The following is an 18,870-nucleotide window of genomic DNA, read 5'->3' as shown; positions in this document are numbered from 1 at the left end:
AGAGCAATTGAGATTTTTTTGATGCCTGATTTTGAAAATTGACAAAAAAATAAAATCAAACAACTGATTTTCAGTTAAATAAAAAACAAAAAAGTTCGATTTTAATTTTTATCGGACATTAATGAAAAAAAATCATGAAAATCAACAAACTATTTATCTTACTACTCCTTGCAAGTTTTCACATGGGGTTTTCTCAGGAAATAAAAAATAAAATTTTAGATGAACAGACACCAGAAAAAAAGGAGTTATTAAAACAAGAGGCTAAAGATGAGAAAAGTGCTTTAAAAGAAAAAAAGAGGGAAGAAAAAGCACAAAAGCAATTTCAAAAAGACCAAAAAAAGTTTGAAAAGAAAAAAAAACAATTTGAAAAAAATCAAAAGAACATTGCTTCACAAGAAAAATCATTGCGTAAAAACAAAGATAAATTAGAAAAAACAAGTAAAAATTTAGAAAAAACCAGAGCTAAATTAGAGAAGAACACAAAAAAAGGAAAACTCTCTCCACAAGATATTAACAAAGAGAATAATAAAATTTCAAAGCTTGAAAAGCAAATTGATAATTTGAAAGATGCTATTTTGAAAAAAGAGAAAAACTTATCAAAACTCAGAAATTAGTATAGAAAAGACAACTGCATTCTCTTTTTAAAATTGAATAGATAAAAAAGCTAAAACATACCCACAATAAAGTGAGAATCAATTTTTGTGCAAATTATCTAATTTAAACTAAAACCCAAAAAAAGCCCCAAATAGTAACTAACTTTTTGGGGCTTGTTTATTTTAATGGTATTTTTTACTTTTCAAATTCTTGTAATGTTTTGGTAATGATAGAAACGCAATCTAATAATTGTGTTTCGGTCATCACTAAAGGTGGGGCAAACCGAATGATATTTCCATGTGTTGGCTTGGCCAAAAGTCCGTTTTCGGCTAACTTCATACAAATATCCCAAGCGGTTGAACTGTCTTCTGAATCATTAATAACTATTGCATTTAGCAAACCTTTTCCGCGAACTAAACTTACAATCGTACTTTTCTGAATGTATTCTTGCATTTTAGAGCGGAATAATTCTCCTAATTTTCTAGCATTTTGAATTAAATGTTCGTCTTCAATTACTTCTAAAGCAGCCGTTGCAACAGCTGCTGCTAATGGATTTCCCCCAAAAGTAGAGCCATGTTGTCCTGGTTTGATTACTTGCATAATTTCATCATCTGCTAAAACAGCAGAAACGGGATAAACACCGCCAGAAACAGCTTTTCCTAAAATTAAAATATCCGGCTTGGCATAGGTTTGCTGTTGTTCACAGGCATGCTCACAACTACAATCGCCACAAACAGCTAACAAAGAACCCGTACGAGCAATTCCGGTTTGCACTTCATCAGCAATAAATAAAACATTGTGTTTATTACACAATGCTTTCACTTTTGCTAAATAGTCTTTTGCAGGAACATAAACGCCTGCCTCCCCTTGAATTGGCTCTACTAAAAAACCAGCAATATTATCGTTATTTTCAAATAGTGCTTGAAGGGAGTCAACATCATCATAAGGAATTTTAACAAATCCGTCGGTATATGGTCCGAAATTTTTTCGGGCATTTTCATCATTTGAGAAAGAAATAATCGTTGTTGTACGTCCATGAAAATTATTATCACAAACAACAATCACGGCATCATGCTCATCAATTCCTTTTCGCTCATACGCCCATTTACGACAAAGCTTTATGGCTGTTTCCACTGCTTCTGCACCCGTATTCATGGGTAAAATTTTGTCAAATCCAAATAATCCAGTGATATACTTTTCGTAATCACCTAGTTTATCGTTGTAAAATGCTCTTGAAGTCAACGTTAATTTTTGAGCTTGCTCTATTAAGGCATTGACGATTTTTGGATGACAATGTCCTTGATTTACAGCAGAATAAGCAGATAAAAAATCATAATATTTTTTTCCTTCCACATCCCAAACATAAACCCCTTCGCCTTTAGTCAATACAACAGGTAATGGATGATAATTATGAGCACCATATTGGTCTTCTAAATTAATGAAATGAGAAGAATTGATTTTTTCTAAAATGGCCATTTTGTAAAAATTTTTTAAGTTGAATAGTATCAATTCCTACTTGAAGGAGAGAAATCATCCATACATAGGCAAAAATAAAGAATATTCTTTTAAAAAGCGTACGATAATATCTTAAAGTTAACAAAAAGCATAAGAAATTTAGAATAAAAAAAGTGAATCGAAAAAATAATTATAGGTTTAAAATAGTGTGTTTTTAAGTAAATATTTAGTAACTTTAACTTTATTAACAACATTTAATTTATTACTTTTACACCTTTATTTTTAATTATGAAAAAGACACTTTTTTTATTTTTAAGCTTCACTATATTGAGCTTAATTGGATGTTCTAAAGACGATGACAAAGCCGATGTCAATTATATTACGGCAAAATTTAATGGAATAGAAGAGCGTTTTACAATCATTTCTGTAGATAAAGTAGACTATGATGGCTATACCGATATTGTTGTACGTGCTACACCTAATAACGATTTGACAAAAATTGTGACAATTGGTTCAGAATATGGTGTTGTTGGACCCAATGAAATTTGGGGATTTTCATATGAGACGGATAGTGCCTATTATGAACAAGACGCTTCAAATTTTACTTCTAATATCACAGTCAATTCTGACGGGAATTATGTAGGAACTTTTTCAGGTTCATTAATTGAAGAAAATAATGGAAATGTACTAGTAGTAACTAGTGGAAGTTTTAATATTAAGTACTAACATTTCTTTTCAAATACACTTAAACGTCTTCTTTTTGAAGACGTTTTTGTTTTTTAAAATAAAAAGTATACAAATTTAATTTTCATTCTTGAATAGCTTATTTTTGCCTTATGGGAAGAAAAAATACAGACAAAATAATTTTCACCAAGGTTACTGTTGTTGATGCAGGAGCAAAAGGTGTTTCGGTAGCTAAAGCAGAAGACGGACGGGTTATCTTTATTCCAAATGTAGTACCAGGAGATGTAATCGATATACAAACCTTTAAGAAAAGAAAAGCCTATTTTGAAGGAAAAGCAATCAATTTTCATTCGTATTCTATTGATCGAACCGAACCAGTTTGTCAACATTTTGGAGTTTGTGGTGGTTGTAAATGGCAAAATATGCTCTATGACAAACAATTATTTTATAAAAATAAAGAAGTTTATAATAATTTAAAACGAATTGGAAAAATTGAATTACCTGAATTTGAACCCATTTTAGGTTCTGAAAAACAATTTTTTTATCGAAATAAAATGGAGTTTTCCTTTTCGGATAGCCGATGGTTGACCGAAAATGAGATTCAAGCAGACGACACCATCGACAATCGCAACGCCTTAGGTTTTCATATTCCAAAAATGTGGGATAAAATTTTGGATATAGAAAAATGTCATTTGCAGCAAGATCCTTCAAATGCCATTCGGAATGAAATTAAAAAGTTTGCCGTTGAACATGAATTATCTTTTTTTAATACACGTCATCAAACTGGCTTGCTTCGAACCTTGATGCTTCGAACTACTTCCACTGGTGAAATTATGGTTTTGTTGCAGTTTTTTGAAGAAGACAAACTCAAAAGAGAATTAATTTTAAACCATTTGGTCAAACAATTTCCCGAAATTACTTCCTTATTATATGTCATCAATAACAAAGGAAATGACACCTTATATGACCAAGACATTCAACTTTTTCATGGTCGTGAATATATCTTAGAAGAGATGGAAGGTTTACAATTTTCGATTAACGCCAAATCCTTTTACCAAACAAACTCCGAGCAAGCGTATGAATTATATAAAATTACACGTGATTTTGCAGGATTAACAGGAGAAGAAATCGTGTATGATTTATATACGGGAACGGGAACGATTGCTCAATTTGTTTCTAAAAAAGCTAAAAAAGTAATTGGTGTTGAATCTGTTCCAGAAGCGATTACCGATGCTAAAGAAAATGCCAAACGAAATAACATTACCAACTGTGCATTTTTTGTTGGCGACATGAAAGTTGTTTTTAATGATGCATTTATTGCTAAACACGGTAAGCCAGATGTCATTATTACCGACCCACCCCGAGATGGTATGCATGCCGCTGTAGTAGAACAAATTTTAAAAATAGCACCAGAAAAAATAGTATATGTAAGTTGCAATTCAGCTACACAAGCACGTGATTTGGCTCTATTAGATGTATTATATAAAGTCACGCGTGTGCGACCTGTAGATATGTTTCCGCAGACACATCATGTGGAAAATGTTGTACTTTTAGAAAAAAAATAAATGAAAAAGCTTTTGTCGATAGTAGTGCTATGTCTTTTTCTTTACGGCTGTGAAAAAGATGACATTTGCACACCCGAAACTCCTACTACACCACGGTTAATTATCGAGTTTTATAGCATTGTAAACACCTCTGTTCCAAAAGAAGTAGCAAATCTAGAGATTAAAGGCGAAGGAGCTTCTAGCGTTATCAACTTTAATTTGGTAAGTAAAATCGAATTGCCCTTAAAAACAAATGAAGACGTAACAAGCTATAATTTTACAATTAATTCAACTTCTGAAACGCCCGTTTTTAATGTAGACAAAATTGAAATTAATTATACCCGTAAGGATATTTATATTTCACGAGCCTGTGGTTTTAAAACCTATTTTAGTTTAAATTTATTGAATCCAATCATACAAACAAATCCTGCAGATGATTCGGTTTTATGGATTAAGAATATAGAAATTATAAAAAATAATATCGAAAACGAAGAAGATGTCCATGTCAAAATGTATTTTTAGTATTGGTTTATTCTTGGTTTCCTTTACTGCGTTAGCACAAGTAAAAACCAACGATAGCATTCCGTTAAAAACGGAGCGTTATGGGGTTCGTGTTGGCGTTGATTTATTTAAATTAGGGAAAAGCTTTTTTGAAGAGGGCTATCAAGGACTTGAATTTGTTGGCGATTACCGATTGACTAAAAACTATTATCTTGCAGGTGAATTGGGAAATGAAAACCGAACGGTACAGGAAGATCGCTTAAATTATACCACAAAAGGAACCTATTTTAAAGTTGGTTTTGATTATAATGTGTATGAGAACTGGTTAGATATGGAAAACCTCATTTATCTCGGTTTTCGTGTGGGCGTGTCTGCTCATTCACAAGAACTAAATACCTATAAAGTATATAATACCAATCCGTATTTTGGTGAAGCTCCTGCAACTGTATCTGGTATGAAATATGAAGGTCTATCTGCTCAGTGGGGTGAAATTTTGTTGGGTATAAAAGCCGAATTATTTTCAAACGTTTATGCTGGATTTAGTGCGAGAATTAATTTTTTAGTGAATGAAAAAGAGCCGGATGGATTTGAAAATCTTTATATACCGGGTTTTAATAAAACATACAGTAGTCCGTTTGGCGTTGGATTTAATTATAGTATTTCTTATTTTATTCCGATTTATAAGAAAAAAATTGAACCTAAAAAAGGAAAACCTTAATCTACAATTCTTTAATACTTTTTCTAAAAATCCATTTCATCCAAATCTTAGAGCCTTCTTTGGTTTGAACAAGTTGAAATTTAGGAGCTATCAAAACGGTTACTGCAAAAGCGATAAAAGGAACCCAAAAACCTTCTGACTTTGCAAGCCAAGCAATTAAGTATCGCAAGGGTACAAAAATGACTGCAAAAGTGATAAATTGATATAAAAAGACTTTTATTTTGGGACTCATGGAAATTCAAATTTTGTCAAAAGTACAAAAAAAAACTTTTTAAAAATTTAAATAAAAGTCCGTAATTTTGAATTCATACTGAAATTAAAACAACTATCTACAAAATTTATGTGTAATAATAAAACAAGTTGTCTAAAACAAAGTGACCAATTCAATAATTTATTTATATTTGGATAATGAAAAGTAAATCCAATATTATTTCATTTGTTTTTATTATTACGGCATTATTTCTCGCTGTGATGTTTCATTTAGCCATAAAAAGAAATTATGGAAATGATTTTGAGAATTTTAATTCTTTGCATTTTCTATTAGATGTATTTCTTATTTTAGGTGCAGGCTTATTAATTCGGTTTGTAATTGCACGAAATGACAAACGTAACATTAATATTTTAAAGCAACTTCAAACTATTAATACAGAAATTAAAGATTCTAATGAACGGTATGATATTGTTGCCAAAGCAACCAGTGATACGATTTGGGATTGGAAGATTCAAACAGACGAATTTGTATGGAATAAAGGAATTTATGGTGTTTTTGGTTATAAAAAATCGGACGTAGGAAACACATCAAATTGGTGGTTTGACAGAATTCACCCAGAAGACAGTGTTAAAATGTCCATCAAATTATATTCCTTTTTAGAACAAAAAACAGAGCGATGGCAAGATGAATACCGATTTAAATGTGCAGATGGCACTTATAAATATGTATTCGATAGAGGTTTTTTACTGAAAGACAGTGAAGGAAAAGCAGTTCGGATGATTGGAGCTATTCAAGATGTAACCAAACAGAAAGAAGAAGAACAACGCTTAAAATTGTTAGAAACGGTAATTACACAAACCAAAGATGCAGTTGTAATTACAGATACAGATATTTCTACAAACTCCATTCCCAATATTATTTTTGTCAATGAAGCTTTTACAAAAATGACAGGATATGAACGAAATGAAGTCGTTGGAAAATCACCAGCAATGTTTGCGGGACCAAAATCGGACACCACGGAATTTATTCGATTAGCAGAAGCCATCAAAAAATATAAAGAGTGTTTTATTGAAACCATTAGTTATAAGAAAAATGGGGAAGAATATTGGGTCAATTTCTCTATGATTCCAGTAACTAACAAAGAAGGAGAACATTCACACTGGATTTCAATTCAACGAGATGTAACCACAGAAAAAAATCAGGAACGAGAACGAGAACAATTAATTCAGGAATTGACACGAAATAATAAGGATTTAAAACAATTCTCTTATATTACGTCTCATAATTTCAGAGCTCCTTTATCAAATTTAACGGGCTTATTAAACCTTTTGGATGACGTACCAATTGAAAATGAAGAATTACAAGAAATTCTGAATGGTTTTAAACGCTCAACCCATTTATTAAATGAAACCATCGATGATTTAGTAAAAGTGGTTATTATTAAAGACAATCCTTCTATTCAAAAAGAAGCCGTATTGGTAGAAGAAATTTTTGAAAATGTTTTTTTTCAGTTAAATAATCAAATAACATTACTTAAACCCAACATTAAGATTAATATAGAAGAAGGGCTCCGCATCACTATTAATAAAGCATATTTAGAAAGCATAGTCTTAAATTTACTATCAAACGCTTTAAAATATCGTTCGTTGTCTAAGACTCCAAAAGTGAGTATCAAAGCATTTGAAAAAAACAACCTGATTACCTTAACGGTTAAAGATAACGGAATTGGAATCGATTTAAATAAAAATAGCGATAAAATATTTGGACTATACCAACGCTTTCACAACTATCCAGACAGCAAAGGACTGGGATTATACCTAGTAAAATCACAAGTAGAAGCGATGGGTGGAACGATAGAAGTGGAAAGCCATGTAAATGTTGGAACTCAATTTACTTTAACCTTTAAAAAAGAATAATGTTGAAAACGATACTCTGTGTTGATGATGATCCGATTACACTAATGCTTTGTAAAAAAGTAATTGTAAAAGCCGCTTTTAGTGAGGAAATTATGTTTGCTAATAACGGTCAAGAAGCCTTTGAGTTATTTCAATCAATGGCCGTACAAAAAAAAGAAGACAAGTCCTTTCAATCTCCTCAACTTATCTTTTTAGATTTAAACATGCCGGTGATGAATGGGTGGGAATTTCTAGACTTATTTCAAGAAAGTCTTGTAGAAGATTTTAATGAAACAAAGGTTATTATTCTTTCTTCTACCATTGACCCTTCCGATTATCAAAAAGCAAAAGGATATGAAATGATATCTCATTTTTTATCCAAACCTATAACGGTAGAAATGTTAGAAAACTTAAAACCTTTATATTCATAAAAAAAGCTTTCCGAAAAGGAAAGCTTTTTTATACATCTATATTTATTCAAACTATAATTTCGAAACCATTTTGGTTAACTTCGATTTTAAGTTTGCTGCTTTGTTATCATGAATGATATTTTTCTTAGCTAATTTATCTACCATAGAGATAATAGCAGTTAATTTGCTAGAAGCCTCTGATTTATCAGTTGACAATCTTAACGCTTTAATCGCATTACGAGTGGTTTTGTGTTGGTATTTGTTTAATACTCTTCTCTTTTCGTTACTTCTAATTCTCTTTAGAGCTGACTTATGATTTGCCATTTTTTTTGTAAATAAATATTTTAATAAAAATTTGTAGTCCGTAGGGGAATCGAACCCCTGTTACCAGGATGAAAACCTGGCGTCCTAACCCCTAGACGAACGGACCATTGTTTTCCTCTAGTTAAGTTTTTTTCAATCTCATCTTGAACTTGTAGCCCGTGGGGGAATCGAACCCCCCTTACCAGGATGAAAACCTGGCGTCCTAACCGATAGACGAACGGGCCTATTATCTAATTGCGAGTGCAAAAATACAACTATTTTTGATACTCGCAATAGTTACCAAATTATTTTTTGCTTTTTTTTAATAAGCTTTGGCAAAAAGCACTCTTCCAGCCGATGGTTTTCCAGAAAACATGCAATAACCCTGCTCTTTTTCACTATCTAATGGAATACATCGAATGGTTGCTTTTGTCAATTCTTTAATTTTATCTTCTGTTTCGGCTGTTCCATCCCAATGAGCAGCAAAAAAGCCACCCTTTGAATCTAATAAATTTTTAAATTCATCAAAACTATCTACTTTGGTGATGTGCTCATTTCGATAATTCAATGCTTTGCTAAACATACTTTCTTGAATGGTCTCCAATAAATTTTGAATATAAATCTCAATTCCTTCTTTAGAAACGACTTCTTTGGTTAATGTATCACGTCGAGCCACTTCATAGGTTCCGTTTTCTAGGTCATTTGGGCCGATAGCGATACGAACAGGAACTCCTTTGAGCTCATACTCATTAAACTTAAAACCTGGCTTGTGAGTGGTTCTATTATCAAATTTAACCGAAATATTTAATTTTCGTAAGGCTAACACTAATTGATCTACTTCTTTGGTTATTGCCTCAAATTGTTCTTCAGATTTATAAATAGGAACAATCACTACTTGAATCGGAGCTAAATTTGGAGGGAGAACTAAACCATTGTCATCGGAATGTGTCATTACCAAAGCTCCCATTAAGCGGGTAGACACCCCCCATGAGGTTCCCCAAACATAATCTTGAGTTCCTTCGGCATTGGCAAATTTTACATCAAAAGCTTTAGCAAAATTCTGTCCTAAAAAGTGAGAAGTTCCTGCTTGCAAGGCTTTACCATCTTGCATCAAGGCTTCAATACAATACGTTTCTACAGCACCTGCAAAACGTTCCGATTCCGATTTGATTCCTTTTACCACCGGAATTGCCATAAAGTTCTCTGCAAAATCGGCATACACATTCATCATTTGTACAGATTCTGCAATTGCTTCTGCTTCTGTAGCATGAGCAGTATGTCCTTCTTGCCATAAAAACTCGGCCGTACGTAAAAACAAACGCGTTCGCATTTCCCATCGAACTACGTTGGCCCACTGATTAATTAACAAAGGTAAATCGCGATACGATTGAATCCAATTTTTATAAGTACTCCAAATTATGGCTTCACTTGTTGGTCGAACGATTAATTCTTCTTCTAATTTGGCATTAGGGTCAACCATTAATTTTCCTTTTCGGTCGGGATCATTCTTTAAACGATAATGGGTAACAATCGCACATTCTTTTGCAAAACCTTCTGCATTTTTCTCTTCGGCCTCAAACATACTTTTAGGCACAAACAAAGGAAAATAAGCATTAGAATGACCTGTTTCTTTAAACTTTTTATCTAATTCAGCTTGCATTTTTTCCCAAATGGCATAGCCATACGGTTTAATGACCATACAACCTCTCACGGCAGAATTTTCTGCTAAATCGGCTTTTACGACCAATTCGTTATACCATTTTGAATAGTCTTCGGCTCTTTTGGTTAAATTTTTACTCATTTTGAATTGTTTGGCATAAAAATTGTTTTAATAAATATTAACAGTAAAGTTCAGCAAAACTAGTTATTTTTGTATAAAGAACAATAAAAATGCTTTGATTATGAAAACAAAATATCTCTTATCGTCACCAAAAATTCCTTTTCTATTGCTCTTAGCCATAGGAGGAATTCTTGTTTCTTGTGGTTCGTATCAAAACTCATCCTACAATGACAATGATGGAATATATGCGAATTCACAAAAATCTAACACTAATTCTACCTCACAAGTTGCAGAGGATAACACCAATGCCGCTTATCAAAATTATTTTAAATCTAAACAATTAGCCGCAGAGGATGAAATATTTATTGATGTAGAAGAATACACTTCTGTCAATGATTCAACCGAAACTAAACAAGCAGCTAGCAATAATGGAAGTTGGGGTTCAAACCCAACGTCGGTTACTGTTAATGTTTATAGCTCTGACTGGGGAATTAATTATTGGAACAACTGGTATACCCCTTATTGGGGATATAGTACTTGGTATGGTCCTTATTGGAGTGTAGGTTGGGGTTGGGGAAATCCTTATTATGGTTGGGGAAATCCGTATTACGGCTGGGGATATCCAAACTATGGTTGGGGATATGGAAACGGCTATTATAATGGTTACTACAATGGTTATGCTTACAACCAAGGAATTCGTGGTGGCGGTTATTATACCAATGGCAATAGAGGAAGTTCTGCTTACTCAAATCGCTACTCCAATGGAAGTAGAGGTAATTCAGCCTATTCAAGTCGATATGCCACAGGAAGCAGAGCAAATTCAACTTACCGTAGTCAATTTGGAACTCAAAATTCGGCCACATCGAGAAACCGTATAAATAATGCTGCTCGAAGCACTAGAAGCACAACCACCAACCCGGTAAATTCAGGCACTAGAAACAATCAGTATAATACAACTCGAAACAATACTTCTACTAAAAGCAATAGCACCTATACACCTACTCCAAGAAGCAGTAGCAGCGGAAGCAACAATGGTGGCACTTACTCAGGCGGCACGCGTGGATCTTCTGGAAGTGGATCTTCCGGAGGTGGCCGATCTGGAGGTAGCAGCGGAGGTGGTGGTAGAGGAAGAGGTTAATTTATCAACCTTGTAATATATTATTATAAAAATTTTTATGAAAAAGATATTATTTTTTATTGTAGTCTTAACAACTTTATCGCTACAATCGCAAGAGATTAAAGATGCTGTACGATACAGCATAGATGACATGACAGGAACTGCTCGTTTTAGAGCGATGAGTGGTGCTTTTGGAGCATTGGGTGGAGATTTATCTGCTATTAGCTTAAACCCTGCCGGTTCCGTTATTTTTAGCAGTAACCAAATTGGATTTACCTTTTCATTAGCCAACAGAAACAATAAGTCTACTTATTTTGGAACACAAGCAGAAGAATGTAACACAAGCTTTGATATGAATCAATTTGGTAGTGTTTTTGTTTTTCGTAATACGAGTTCAAAATGGAACAAACTTGCGTTTGCATTCAATTATGACAACGAAAACCGATTTAACAGTACCGTTTTTTCAGCTGGTACAAACCCAACAACTTCTATCGATCGTTATTTTTTAAATTATGCTAACGGAATTCCACTTGGTTCCTTACAAGGAAATCTTTACAACTTGAATTATAATGAACAGCAAGCCTTTTTTGGGTATAACGGCTATATCATAAGTCCGGTTATTGAAAACGTAAACAATACACTGTACATTTCTGAAGTGCCAGAAGGAGGCAATTATTACCAAGAAAATTATGTAGAAAGCAAAGGTTTTAATGGTAAACTAGCATTTAATTTGGCTGCTCAGTATGATGATTTTTTAAGTATTGGAATTAATTTAAACGCTCATTTTGTAGACTATAATCAAGCGAGTAGTTTTTATGAAAAAAACACTAATAACCTAGAAAACGGAGTTCAAAATATAGTTTTTGAAAACTACCTATACACTTATGGTTCAGGGTTTTCGATGCAAGTAGGGACAATCATTAAAGCGACTGACGGCTTGCGTTTAGGGGCTTCTTATGAGTCGCCAACTTGGTACACATTAAACGACGAGTTTTCGCAACGATTATTTGTTACTAATCGCGTGAGTGGAGAAACATTTAACGATGTGGTAGACCCACGAATTTTAAATTTATATCCGACTTATAAAATTCAAACACCAGAAAAATGGTCGGCTAGTGCAGCTTATATATTTGGAAAATCAGGTTTAATCAGCTTTGATTATACCTTAAAGAATTATAGTAATATTAAATTTAAACCTACAAGCAATTCTGACTTCAGAAATTTGAATACGCAAATGGCTAATACGCTAAATAATGCAAATGAATTTAGAGTTGGAGCGGAATATAAAATTAAAGAATTTAGTCTTCGAGGCGGTTATCGTTTTGAAGAAAGTCCGTATAAAAACGGAAAAACAATGGGTGACTTAACGGGATATTCTGCTGGTTTAGGATATGATTTTGGGAACACTAATTTAGATTTTGCTTATAGCCATGCTCAACGAAATACAGAAGAGGGCTTCTTTAATACTGGTTTAACTTCTCCTTCATTGACTAAAATGGACACCAATATGTATACCTTAACCTTATCTTTTAAATTATAATCGATAGAAAATCTATCCTATAAAACCACTCAAACCTTGGGTGGTTTTTTTATTTTATCATTTTCTCGATATAAATAGCTAATTTTGCAGTCCGTTAGAAAAAAATATGAGAACGAAATCAATCAAGAAGAATAAAATTAACGTAGTTACCTTAGGTTGCTCTAAAAATGTATATGACAGTGAAGTGTTGATGGGTCAGCTAAAAGCCAGTGGCAAAGAGGTTGTTCATGAACAAGAAGGCAACATAATTGTGATTAATACCTGTGGATTTATCGACAATGCAAAAGCAGAATCGGTCAATACCATTTTAGAATATGTTGAAAAAAAACAGCAAGGACTTGTCGATAAAGTTTTTGTAACCGGCTGTTTGTCTGAACGCTATAAGCCTGATTTAGAAAAAGAAATTCCAAATGTTGACCAGTATTTTGGGACTTCCGATTTACCTCAATTATTAAAAGTTTTAGGAGCCGATTACAAGCATGAATTACTAGGTGAGCGATTAACTACTACTCCGAAAAACTATGCTTATTTAAAAATTGCCGAAGGCTGCGACCGTCCGTGTAGCTTTTGTGCCATCCCTTTAATGAGAGGGCAACACGTTTCTCAGCCTATAGAAAAATTAGTCCGTGAAACTGAATTATTGGCTAAAAACGGGGTTAAAGAATTAATTTTAATTGCACAGGACCTAACCTATTACGGCTTAGATATTTATAAAAAAAGAAATCTTGCCGAGTTATTAGAAAACTTAGCAAGTGTAGAAGGAATTGAGTGGATTCGATTGCACTATGCTTTTCCAACTGGTTTTCCGATGGATGTGTTAGAATTGATGAAACGAGAGCCTAAAATTTGTAATTATATCGATATTCCGTTGCAACATATTTCCGATTCGGTTTTAAAATCGATGCGAAGAGGAACAACACAAGCAAAAACAACTGCTTTATTAGCTGAATTCAGAAAAGCAGTTCCAGGCATGGCTATTCGAACCACTTTAATTGTTGGATATCCTGGCGAAACGGAAGCAGATTTTCAAATATTAAAAGACTGGGTGGAAGCGATGCGTTTTGAACGATTGGGATGTTTTGCCTATTCGCATGAAGAAAACACGCACGCCTATCAACTTGAGGATGATGTTCCAGCAGAAGTAAAACAACAACGTGTGGCTGAAATCATGGATATTCAATCGCAAATTTCATGGGATTTGAACCAAGAAAAAATCGGACAAACCTTTCGTTGTATTATTGATAGAAAAGAAGGTATGCATTTTATTGGAAGAACTGAATTTGATAGTCCCGATGTGGACAATGAAGTATTAATTGATGCCGCAAAATTTTATGTGAAAGTGGGCGATTTTGCTCAAATAAAAATTATTGATGCCACCGAATTTGATTTATACGGCGAACCCGTTTAAAAAACGATATGATTATTTTTTTATTTTAATCCCTTGAAAACTTCAAGGGATTTCGTTTTTTAAACGCAATACTGATATTTATCATATCGTTGATGGTTTAGAATAGCTAACTTAGTTAAATCAAATTAGACCATTATTAATTAAAACTTTATACCATGATTACTACCCATCCCATCGTTAAAGAATTCCCAGAATTTTTAGACAAGATTCAGGATTTGTATCATCACAATGAAGAGTTTCAAGTACTTTTAACCACCTATCACAGCCTTGATCAAGAAATCTATGAGATTGAAAAAGGAGAAATCCCATTAGATGATGATGTCTTGACTCACAAACGAAAAGATCGTGTATTTCTGAAAGATGAGATATACAATTATTTAAACAAAGAATAATCTAAAGTCTAGGGAATACCATTTTTTTTAACTAACGACCAGTGTTGGTATGACTTACTTTATTTTGAACTATTTAATTGTTAAAGAAGAACTCTTTTAATAGATTTAAAACGTTTGGAATAATAAGCTTCGTTTGTTGATGAAACAATTACACCGCTTTGTACAGAAGCATGAATAAATAAAATTTCATCATCATATACTTCGGTAATCATGCCAACATGGTTAATGGTGCCACGTCCATTAGTAGAAAAAAAGATTAAGTCACCTTTTTGAGCTTTCTTTTTTGATACTTTTTTTCCAATTTGTGATTGATTATTGGAAGAACGGGGTAATTTCAAATCCAATTGATTAAAAGTATAACACATTAACCCTGAACAATCAAAACCACCACCTGATGTTCCGCCACTTCGATAACGTGTTCCAATCTGTTCTGATGCAATTTGAATCAATTGATTAGCTTTTGATCCACTTTCATTGGTATAGGGCACCTCTTCATCAACTTCATCGCCTTCAATATTTGTATTGTCGGAATTGGCAAGAACATTTGTTGTGCTACTGCTTCCTTTTTTGATTATTAATTTATATCCGATTTTAAGTTTGTCGGATAATCTTGGATTGAGTTGTTCGATTTGACTAACACTAAGTTGGTATTTTTTTGAAATTGAAAATAAGGTTTCCCCTTTGGTAATAACATGCGTCACTTCACCTGAATCATCACTTTCTTCCTCTAAATCATCTAAAACAATAACTTGTTCTGAATCAAATTGAGGATTACTGTTTTTCTGTTTTTTAAGATAGATTTTTTCTCCTAATTTTAAATTTCTCTCCGAAACCGAAGGATTAAATTTTCTTAAATCTGAAATACTAATCCCATATTTTTTTGAGATACTAAAAAAAGTGTCACCGCCATTAACAACATGAAAATCAACCGTTTTTTTCTTGGTATTCTTTTTTGAAATTAATAATATCGTTTTTAATTGCAATAAACCACCTTTAGTAGTAGGGTTTAATTCATAAATATCATTTTCAGTAATACCATATTTTTTTGCAATAGAATAAATTGATTCTCCTTTTACAACTTTATGTTCTGTTTGTGCTTGGGCAAAAACAGGGTGTAGGAGCATCAACAAAAACAAAGAAATAAAATATATCCTATTCATTATTAACCTTTAAAATTATTTCTAAAATAAAGTTTGCAAGATAAAAAAACAAAACCAGCTTTCTAGCTGGTTTATGATTTTATAAAGGAATATTTCCGTGTTTTCGTTTTGGAAATTCTACTTCTTTATTCTCTAATGTCTTAAAAGCCTTGATTAATTTTCTTCTCGTAAATTTTGGTTCAATGACTTCATCTACAAAACCTCTTTGTGCTGCAGTATATGGATTTGCAAATAATTCTGCATATTCTGATTCTTTTTGTTTTAATTTTTCATCCGGATTAGAAGCAGCAGCAATTTCATTCTTAAAGATAATTTCCGAAGCCCCCTTTGCTCCCATCACGGCAATTTCGGCACTTGGCCATGCAAAATTCAAATCGGCTCCAATGTGTTTAGAATTCATCACATCATAGGCACCACCGTATGCTTTTCTTGTAATTACCGTAATTCTTGGCACGGTCGCTTCGCTAAAAGCATATAATAATTTAGCTCCGTTTACAATAATCGCATTCCATTCTTGATCGGTTCCGGGTAAAAATCCTGGCACATCTTCTAAAACCAATAACGGTATGTTAAAAGCATCGCAAAAACGAACAAAACGAGCTGCTTTAGTGGAACTATCAACATCTAAAACACCAGCCAAAACCATTGGTTGATTCGCTACTATTCCAATACTTCTTCCTCCTAAACGGGCGAATCCTACAATAATATTTTCAGCAAAAGCAGCATGAATTTCATAAAAACTATCTTCGTCAATGATAGTTCCAATTACCTCATGCATATCATACGGTTTGTTAGCATTGTCTGGTAGAATCGTATTTAATTTTTCTCTAATCTCGTCATTTAGCGTATAAGGCAACTTTGGAGCTGTTTCTTTATTATTTTGAGGCAAATAACTCAACAGTCGCTTAATATCCTCCAAACATTCTACACCATTTGGAGAAGTGATATGAGCTACACCCGATTTGCTTGCATGGGTATGAGCTCCACCCAATTCTTCTGATGTGACTTCCTCATTAGTGACTGTTTTAACCACATTTGGCCCCGTTACAAACATATAGCTTGTGCCTTCTACCATCATCGTAAAATCAGTCATCGCAGGAGAATAAACTGCTCCACCAGCACACGGCCCCAAAATAGCAGAAATTTGTGGGATGATACCACTCGATTTTACATTTCTGTGAAAAATATCAGCATAACCCCCAAGTGACCGGACGCCTTCTTGAATTCGAGCTCCGCCAGAATCGTTTAATCCAATCATGGGAGCACCATTTTTGAGAGCCATATCCATTACTTTACAGATTTTTTCTGCGTGTGTTTCGGATAATGAACCGCCAAAAACGGTAAAATCTTGTGCAAAAATATAAACTAATCGGTCATTGATTGTTCCGTAGCCCGTCACAACCCCATCTCCATAATAGATTTCCTTTTCCATTCCGAAGTCGGTTGTACGATGAGTAACCAACATTCCTATTTCTTCAAAAGAACCGTCGTCTAATAGATATTCAACCCGTTCTCTAGCGGTTAATTTTTTGCTTTTGTGATGTTTGGCAATACGCTTTTCGCCACCACCTTGTTTAGCTAAAGCAATTTTATCGTTTAATATTTTTATTTTATTTTCCATATATTTTGAGATAATAGATGATAGACTAATAGATGATAGATATTTTAGAAAGTCTTTTATCTAACTGTCTTCTTTTTTAATTAGGCAACCTTACCAATTTCAAATCATTCAAATACTGCTTCAAAGCAATTTTAGCTGCAATTTCAGCTTCCAATTTATGTTGGGCTTTTAGTTTTTCAGCATCGTAATATTTCTTAACAAAACCAGTGTCAAATTCACCTGAACGAAAGGCTTCATGTTGCATAACAAATTTCCCGAATCCTAACGTAGTGGCCACACCTTCAATATGATAATTATCGATAGCTTTAGTCATCAAAGCAATGGCTTCTTCCCTATTTTTACCATATGTAATTAATTTTGAAAGCATTGGGTCATAATAAATAGGAACATCCATTCCTTGTTCAATTCCATTATCAACACGAATTCCCTCGCCTTCAGGTAGAACATATTGGCTTAAAAAACCAACATTAGGCAAGAAATCATTCAAAGGATCTTCGGCATAAACCCGAAGTTCTATCGCATGACCGCTAATTTTTAAATCTTCTTGTTTGAATGGTAAAACCTCGCCTTGTGCGACTTTAATTTGCAATTCGACTAAATCTAAACCTGCAATAATTTCTGAAACGGGATGTTCAACTTGCAAACGCGTATTCATTTCAAGAAAATAGAAATTGTGTTTATCATCCAATAAAAACTCAACTGTTCCTGCACCAAGATAATCGCAAGCTTTCGCTACTTTTACAGCAGCTTCACCCATTTTTTTACGTAATTCTGGTGTTAAAACGCATGAAGGAGCTTCTTCCACTACTTTTTGATGTCTTCGTTGAATGCTACATTCGCGTTCGAAAATGTAAATGATATTTCCATGACAATCAGCCATCACTTGGATTTCGATATGTCTTGGTTTCGTTACATATTTTTCAATAAAAACGGAGCCGTCTCCAAAAGCATTTACGGCTTCTGAAATAGCTCTGTCCATTTGTGAGGTAAAATCAGCTTCTTTTTCTACAATTCGCATTCCTTTTCCACCACCACCAGCTGCTGCTTTTATCAAAATTGGAAAGCCGATTTGAGTGGCAATCTTTTTAGCTTCTTCAATGTCGGTAATTGCTTCTTCAGTTCCAGGAACCATGGGAATATCGTATTCTTTCACGGCTTCTTTGGCTGCTAATTTATTACCCATCATTTCAATTGCTTTGGATTTTGGCCCAATGAAAATGATGTTATTTTTTTCGCAAAGTTCAGCAAATTGGGCATTTTCGCTTAAAAATCCATACCCTGGATGAATGGCATCTGCTCCCAATTCTTTCGCCACTTCAATAATTTTATCTCCTCTTAGGTACGATTGACTCGAAGGTGCTTCTCCAATGCAAACAGCTTCATCAGCAAATTTTACATGCAACGCATTTCTATCAACGGTAGAATAAACTGCAACTGTTTTGATGCCCATTTTTTGAGCAGTTTTCATTACTCTAATGGCAATTTCACCACGGTTGGCAATTAGTATTTTTTTAATTTTTTTTATCATTATATTTTT

At 33.5% G+C, this 18,870-nt stretch carries 18 protein-coding genes and 2 tRNA genes; 11 read left to right on the top strand and 9 right to left on the bottom strand.

Features of this window, described 5'->3' with window-relative positions; all coding sequences use genetic code 11:
- Positions 1-134 precede the first annotated feature (134 nt).
- Complete coding sequence (locus tag PHR76_RS08235; RefSeq protein ID WP_300060838.1) at positions 135-614, top strand: hypothetical protein; 480 nt, start codon at positions 135-137, stop codon at positions 612-614.
- 175 nt (positions 615-789) lie between these two features.
- Here PHR76_RS08235 and rocD read toward each other — a convergent pair whose 3' ends face one another.
- Positions 790-2,070 (bottom strand): ornithine--oxo-acid transaminase, encoded by a 1,281-nt coding sequence (gene rocD / locus PHR76_RS08230; protein WP_300060836.1) that lies wholly within the window; start codon positions 2,068-2,070, stop codon positions 790-792.
- Positions 2,071-2,337: 267 nt separating this feature from the next.
- Here rocD and PHR76_RS08225 point away from each other — a divergent pair, with 267 nt between their 5' ends.
- The 4 genes from PHR76_RS08225 (at position 2,338) to PHR76_RS08210 (ending at position 5,496) form a co-directional block, all read left to right on the top strand.
- On the top strand, positions 2,338-2,775 hold the full coding sequence (locus PHR76_RS08225; protein WP_300060833.1) for a hypothetical protein: 438 nt from the start codon (positions 2,338-2,340) through the stop codon (positions 2,773-2,775).
- 110 nt (positions 2,776-2,885) lie between these two features.
- The gene (gene rlmD / locus PHR76_RS08220; RefSeq protein ID WP_300060830.1) at positions 2,886-4,298 is read left to right on the top strand and encodes a 23S rRNA (uracil(1939)-C(5))-methyltransferase RlmD; all 1,413 of its coding nucleotides are present in this window, start codon (positions 2,886-2,888) and stop codon (positions 4,296-4,298) included.
- On the top strand, positions 4,299-4,799 hold the full coding sequence (locus PHR76_RS08215; protein ID WP_300060827.1) for a DUF6452 family protein: 501 nt from the start codon (positions 4,299-4,301) through the stop codon (positions 4,797-4,799).
- Positions 4,780-5,496 carry a DUF6048 family protein gene (locus PHR76_RS08210; protein WP_300060824.1) on the top strand — a complete coding sequence of 239 codons (717 nt, stop codon included), beginning with the start codon at positions 4,780-4,782 and terminating at the stop codon, positions 5,494-5,496. The genes PHR76_RS08215 and PHR76_RS08210 overlap by 20 nt, the downstream gene beginning before the upstream one ends.
- A 1-nt stretch (position 5,497) precedes the next feature.
- Here PHR76_RS08210 and PHR76_RS08205 read toward each other — a convergent pair whose 3' ends face one another.
- Positions 5,498-5,728 (bottom strand): hypothetical protein, encoded by a 231-nt coding sequence (locus PHR76_RS08205; RefSeq protein WP_300060821.1) that lies wholly within the window; start codon positions 5,726-5,728, stop codon positions 5,498-5,500.
- A gap of 176 nt (positions 5,729-5,904) precedes the next feature.
- On the opposite strand from PHR76_RS08205, the gene PHR76_RS08200 reads away from it, so the two are divergent.
- Positions 5,905-7,623 carry a PAS domain S-box protein gene (locus PHR76_RS08200; protein ID WP_300060818.1) on the top strand — a complete coding sequence of 573 codons (1,719 nt, stop codon included), beginning with the start codon at positions 5,905-5,907 and terminating at the stop codon, positions 7,621-7,623.
- Complete coding sequence (locus tag PHR76_RS08195) at positions 7,623-8,033, top strand: response regulator (RefSeq protein WP_300060815.1); 411 nt, start codon at positions 7,623-7,625, stop codon at positions 8,031-8,033. The genes PHR76_RS08200 and PHR76_RS08195 overlap by 1 nt, the downstream gene beginning before the upstream one ends.
- A 51-nt stretch (positions 8,034-8,084) precedes the next feature.
- On the opposite strand, the gene rpsT is transcribed toward PHR76_RS08195, so the two are convergent.
- The 4 genes from rpsT to proS all read right to left on the bottom strand — a co-directional run bounded on the left by rpsT (position 8,085) and on the right by proS (position 10,116).
- Complete coding sequence (gene rpsT, locus PHR76_RS08190; RefSeq protein WP_300060812.1) at positions 8,085-8,336, bottom strand: 30S ribosomal protein S20; 252 nt, start codon at positions 8,334-8,336, stop codon at positions 8,085-8,087.
- A 34-nt stretch (positions 8,337-8,370) separates the two neighbouring features.
- Positions 8,371-8,442: transfer RNA gene (locus tag PHR76_RS08185), tRNA-Glu, on the bottom strand.
- A gap of 46 nt (positions 8,443-8,488) precedes the next feature.
- Positions 8,489-8,560 (bottom strand) — tRNA-Glu (locus PHR76_RS08180).
- A gap of 77 nt (positions 8,561-8,637) precedes the next feature.
- The gene (gene proS / locus PHR76_RS08175; RefSeq protein ID WP_300060809.1) at positions 8,638-10,116 is read right to left on the bottom strand and encodes a proline--tRNA ligase; all 1,479 of its coding nucleotides are present in this window, start codon (positions 10,114-10,116) and stop codon (positions 8,638-8,640) included.
- 100 nt (positions 10,117-10,216) lie between these two features.
- On the opposite strand from proS, the gene PHR76_RS08170 reads away from it, so the two are divergent.
- From PHR76_RS08170 to PHR76_RS08155, 4 genes are all read left to right on the top strand, one after another.
- On the top strand, positions 10,217-11,233 hold the full coding sequence (locus PHR76_RS08170; protein ID WP_300060807.1) for a hypothetical protein: 1,017 nt from the start codon (positions 10,217-10,219) through the stop codon (positions 11,231-11,233).
- 37 nt (positions 11,234-11,270) lie between these two features.
- Entirely contained in the window at positions 11,271-12,752 is a 1,482-nt protein-coding gene (locus PHR76_RS08165; protein WP_300060805.1) for a transporter, read from the top strand.
- A 106-nt stretch (positions 12,753-12,858) separates the two neighbouring features.
- The gene (rimO, locus tag PHR76_RS08160) at positions 12,859-14,160 is read left to right on the top strand and encodes a 30S ribosomal protein S12 methylthiotransferase RimO (protein WP_300060802.1); all 1,302 of its coding nucleotides are present in this window, start codon (positions 12,859-12,861) and stop codon (positions 14,158-14,160) included.
- A 155-nt stretch (positions 14,161-14,315) separates the two neighbouring features.
- Positions 14,316-14,552: a DUF465 domain-containing protein gene (locus PHR76_RS08155; protein ID WP_300060799.1), complete on the top strand. Its 237-nt coding sequence runs from the start codon at positions 14,316-14,318 to the stop codon at positions 14,550-14,552.
- 80 nt (positions 14,553-14,632) lie between these two features.
- Here PHR76_RS08155 and PHR76_RS08150 read toward each other — a convergent pair whose 3' ends face one another.
- From PHR76_RS08150 to accC, 3 genes are all read right to left on the bottom strand, one after another.
- A complete protein-coding gene (locus PHR76_RS08150) occupies positions 14,633-15,712 on the bottom strand; it encodes a LysM peptidoglycan-binding domain-containing protein (RefSeq protein WP_300060796.1) in 1,080 nt (359 codons plus the stop codon).
- A 79-nt stretch (positions 15,713-15,791) separates the two neighbouring features.
- Positions 15,792-17,333 (bottom strand): acyl-CoA carboxylase subunit beta, encoded by a 1,542-nt coding sequence (locus tag PHR76_RS08145; protein WP_300060793.1) that lies wholly within the window; start codon positions 17,331-17,333, stop codon positions 15,792-15,794.
- Positions 17,334-17,409: 76 nt separating this feature from the next.
- The gene (gene accC, locus PHR76_RS08140; RefSeq protein ID WP_300060844.1) at positions 17,410-18,849 is read right to left on the bottom strand and encodes an acetyl-CoA carboxylase biotin carboxylase subunit; all 1,440 of its coding nucleotides are present in this window, start codon (positions 18,847-18,849) and stop codon (positions 17,410-17,412) included.
- Positions 18,850-18,870 lie beyond the last annotated feature (21 nt).

Origin of the sequence: Flavobacterium sp., from assembly GCF_028689845.1 — a bacterium.
Lineage (GTDB): Bacteria > Bacteroidota > Bacteroidia > Flavobacteriales > Flavobacteriaceae > Flavobacterium.
The sequence above is the reverse complement of the archived record's forward strand: the minus strand, read 5'-3'. Positions and strand labels throughout refer to the sequence as shown.

What these genes read in the sequence shown, in the direction of transcription:
- PHR76_RS08145 (WP_300060793.1), bottom strand. Translation starts at nt 17,333, where the DNA reads ATGGAAAATAAAATAAAAATATTAAACGATAAAATTGCTTTAGCTAAA.
- PHR76_RS08210 (WP_300060824.1), top strand. Translation starts at nt 4,780, where the DNA reads ATGTCAAAATGTATTTTTAGTATTGGTTTATTCTTGGTTTCCTTTACT.
- PHR76_RS08170 (WP_300060807.1), top strand. Translation starts at nt 10,217, where the DNA reads ATGAAAACAAAATATCTCTTATCGTCACCAAAAATTCCTTTTCTATTG.
- rocD (WP_300060836.1), bottom strand. Translation starts at nt 2,070, where the DNA reads ATGGCCATTTTAGAAAAAATCAATTCTTCTCATTTCATTAATTTAGAA.
- PHR76_RS08155 (WP_300060799.1), top strand. Translation starts at nt 14,316, where the DNA reads ATGATTACTACCCATCCCATCGTTAAAGAATTCCCAGAATTTTTAGAC.
- rpsT (WP_300060812.1), bottom strand. Translation starts at nt 8,336, where the DNA reads ATGGCAAATCATAAGTCAGCTCTAAAGAGAATTAGAAGTAACGAAAAG.
- PHR76_RS08215 (WP_300060827.1), top strand. Translation starts at nt 4,299, where the DNA reads ATGAAAAAGCTTTTGTCGATAGTAGTGCTATGTCTTTTTCTTTACGGC.
- rlmD (WP_300060830.1), top strand. Translation starts at nt 2,886, where the DNA reads ATGGGAAGAAAAAATACAGACAAAATAATTTTCACCAAGGTTACTGTT.
- PHR76_RS08165 (WP_300060805.1), top strand. Translation starts at nt 11,271, where the DNA reads ATGAAAAAGATATTATTTTTTATTGTAGTCTTAACAACTTTATCGCTA.
- PHR76_RS08150 (WP_300060796.1), bottom strand. Translation starts at nt 15,712, where the DNA reads ATGAATAGGATATATTTTATTTCTTTGTTTTTGTTGATGCTCCTACAC.
- rimO (WP_300060802.1), top strand. Translation starts at nt 12,859, where the DNA reads ATGAGAACGAAATCAATCAAGAAGAATAAAATTAACGTAGTTACCTTA.
- PHR76_RS08195 (WP_300060815.1), top strand. Translation starts at nt 7,623, where the DNA reads ATGTTGAAAACGATACTCTGTGTTGATGATGATCCGATTACACTAATG.
- PHR76_RS08205 (WP_300060821.1), bottom strand. Translation starts at nt 5,728, where the DNA reads ATGAGTCCCAAAATAAAAGTCTTTTTATATCAATTTATCACTTTTGCA.
- proS (WP_300060809.1), bottom strand. Translation starts at nt 10,116, where the DNA reads ATGAGTAAAAATTTAACCAAAAGAGCCGAAGACTATTCAAAATGGTAT.
- PHR76_RS08235 (WP_300060838.1), top strand. Translation starts at nt 135, where the DNA reads ATGAAAATCAACAAACTATTTATCTTACTACTCCTTGCAAGTTTTCAC.
- PHR76_RS08225 (WP_300060833.1), top strand. Translation starts at nt 2,338, where the DNA reads ATGAAAAAGACACTTTTTTTATTTTTAAGCTTCACTATATTGAGCTTA.
- PHR76_RS08200 (WP_300060818.1), top strand. Translation starts at nt 5,905, where the DNA reads ATGAAAAGTAAATCCAATATTATTTCATTTGTTTTTATTATTACGGCA.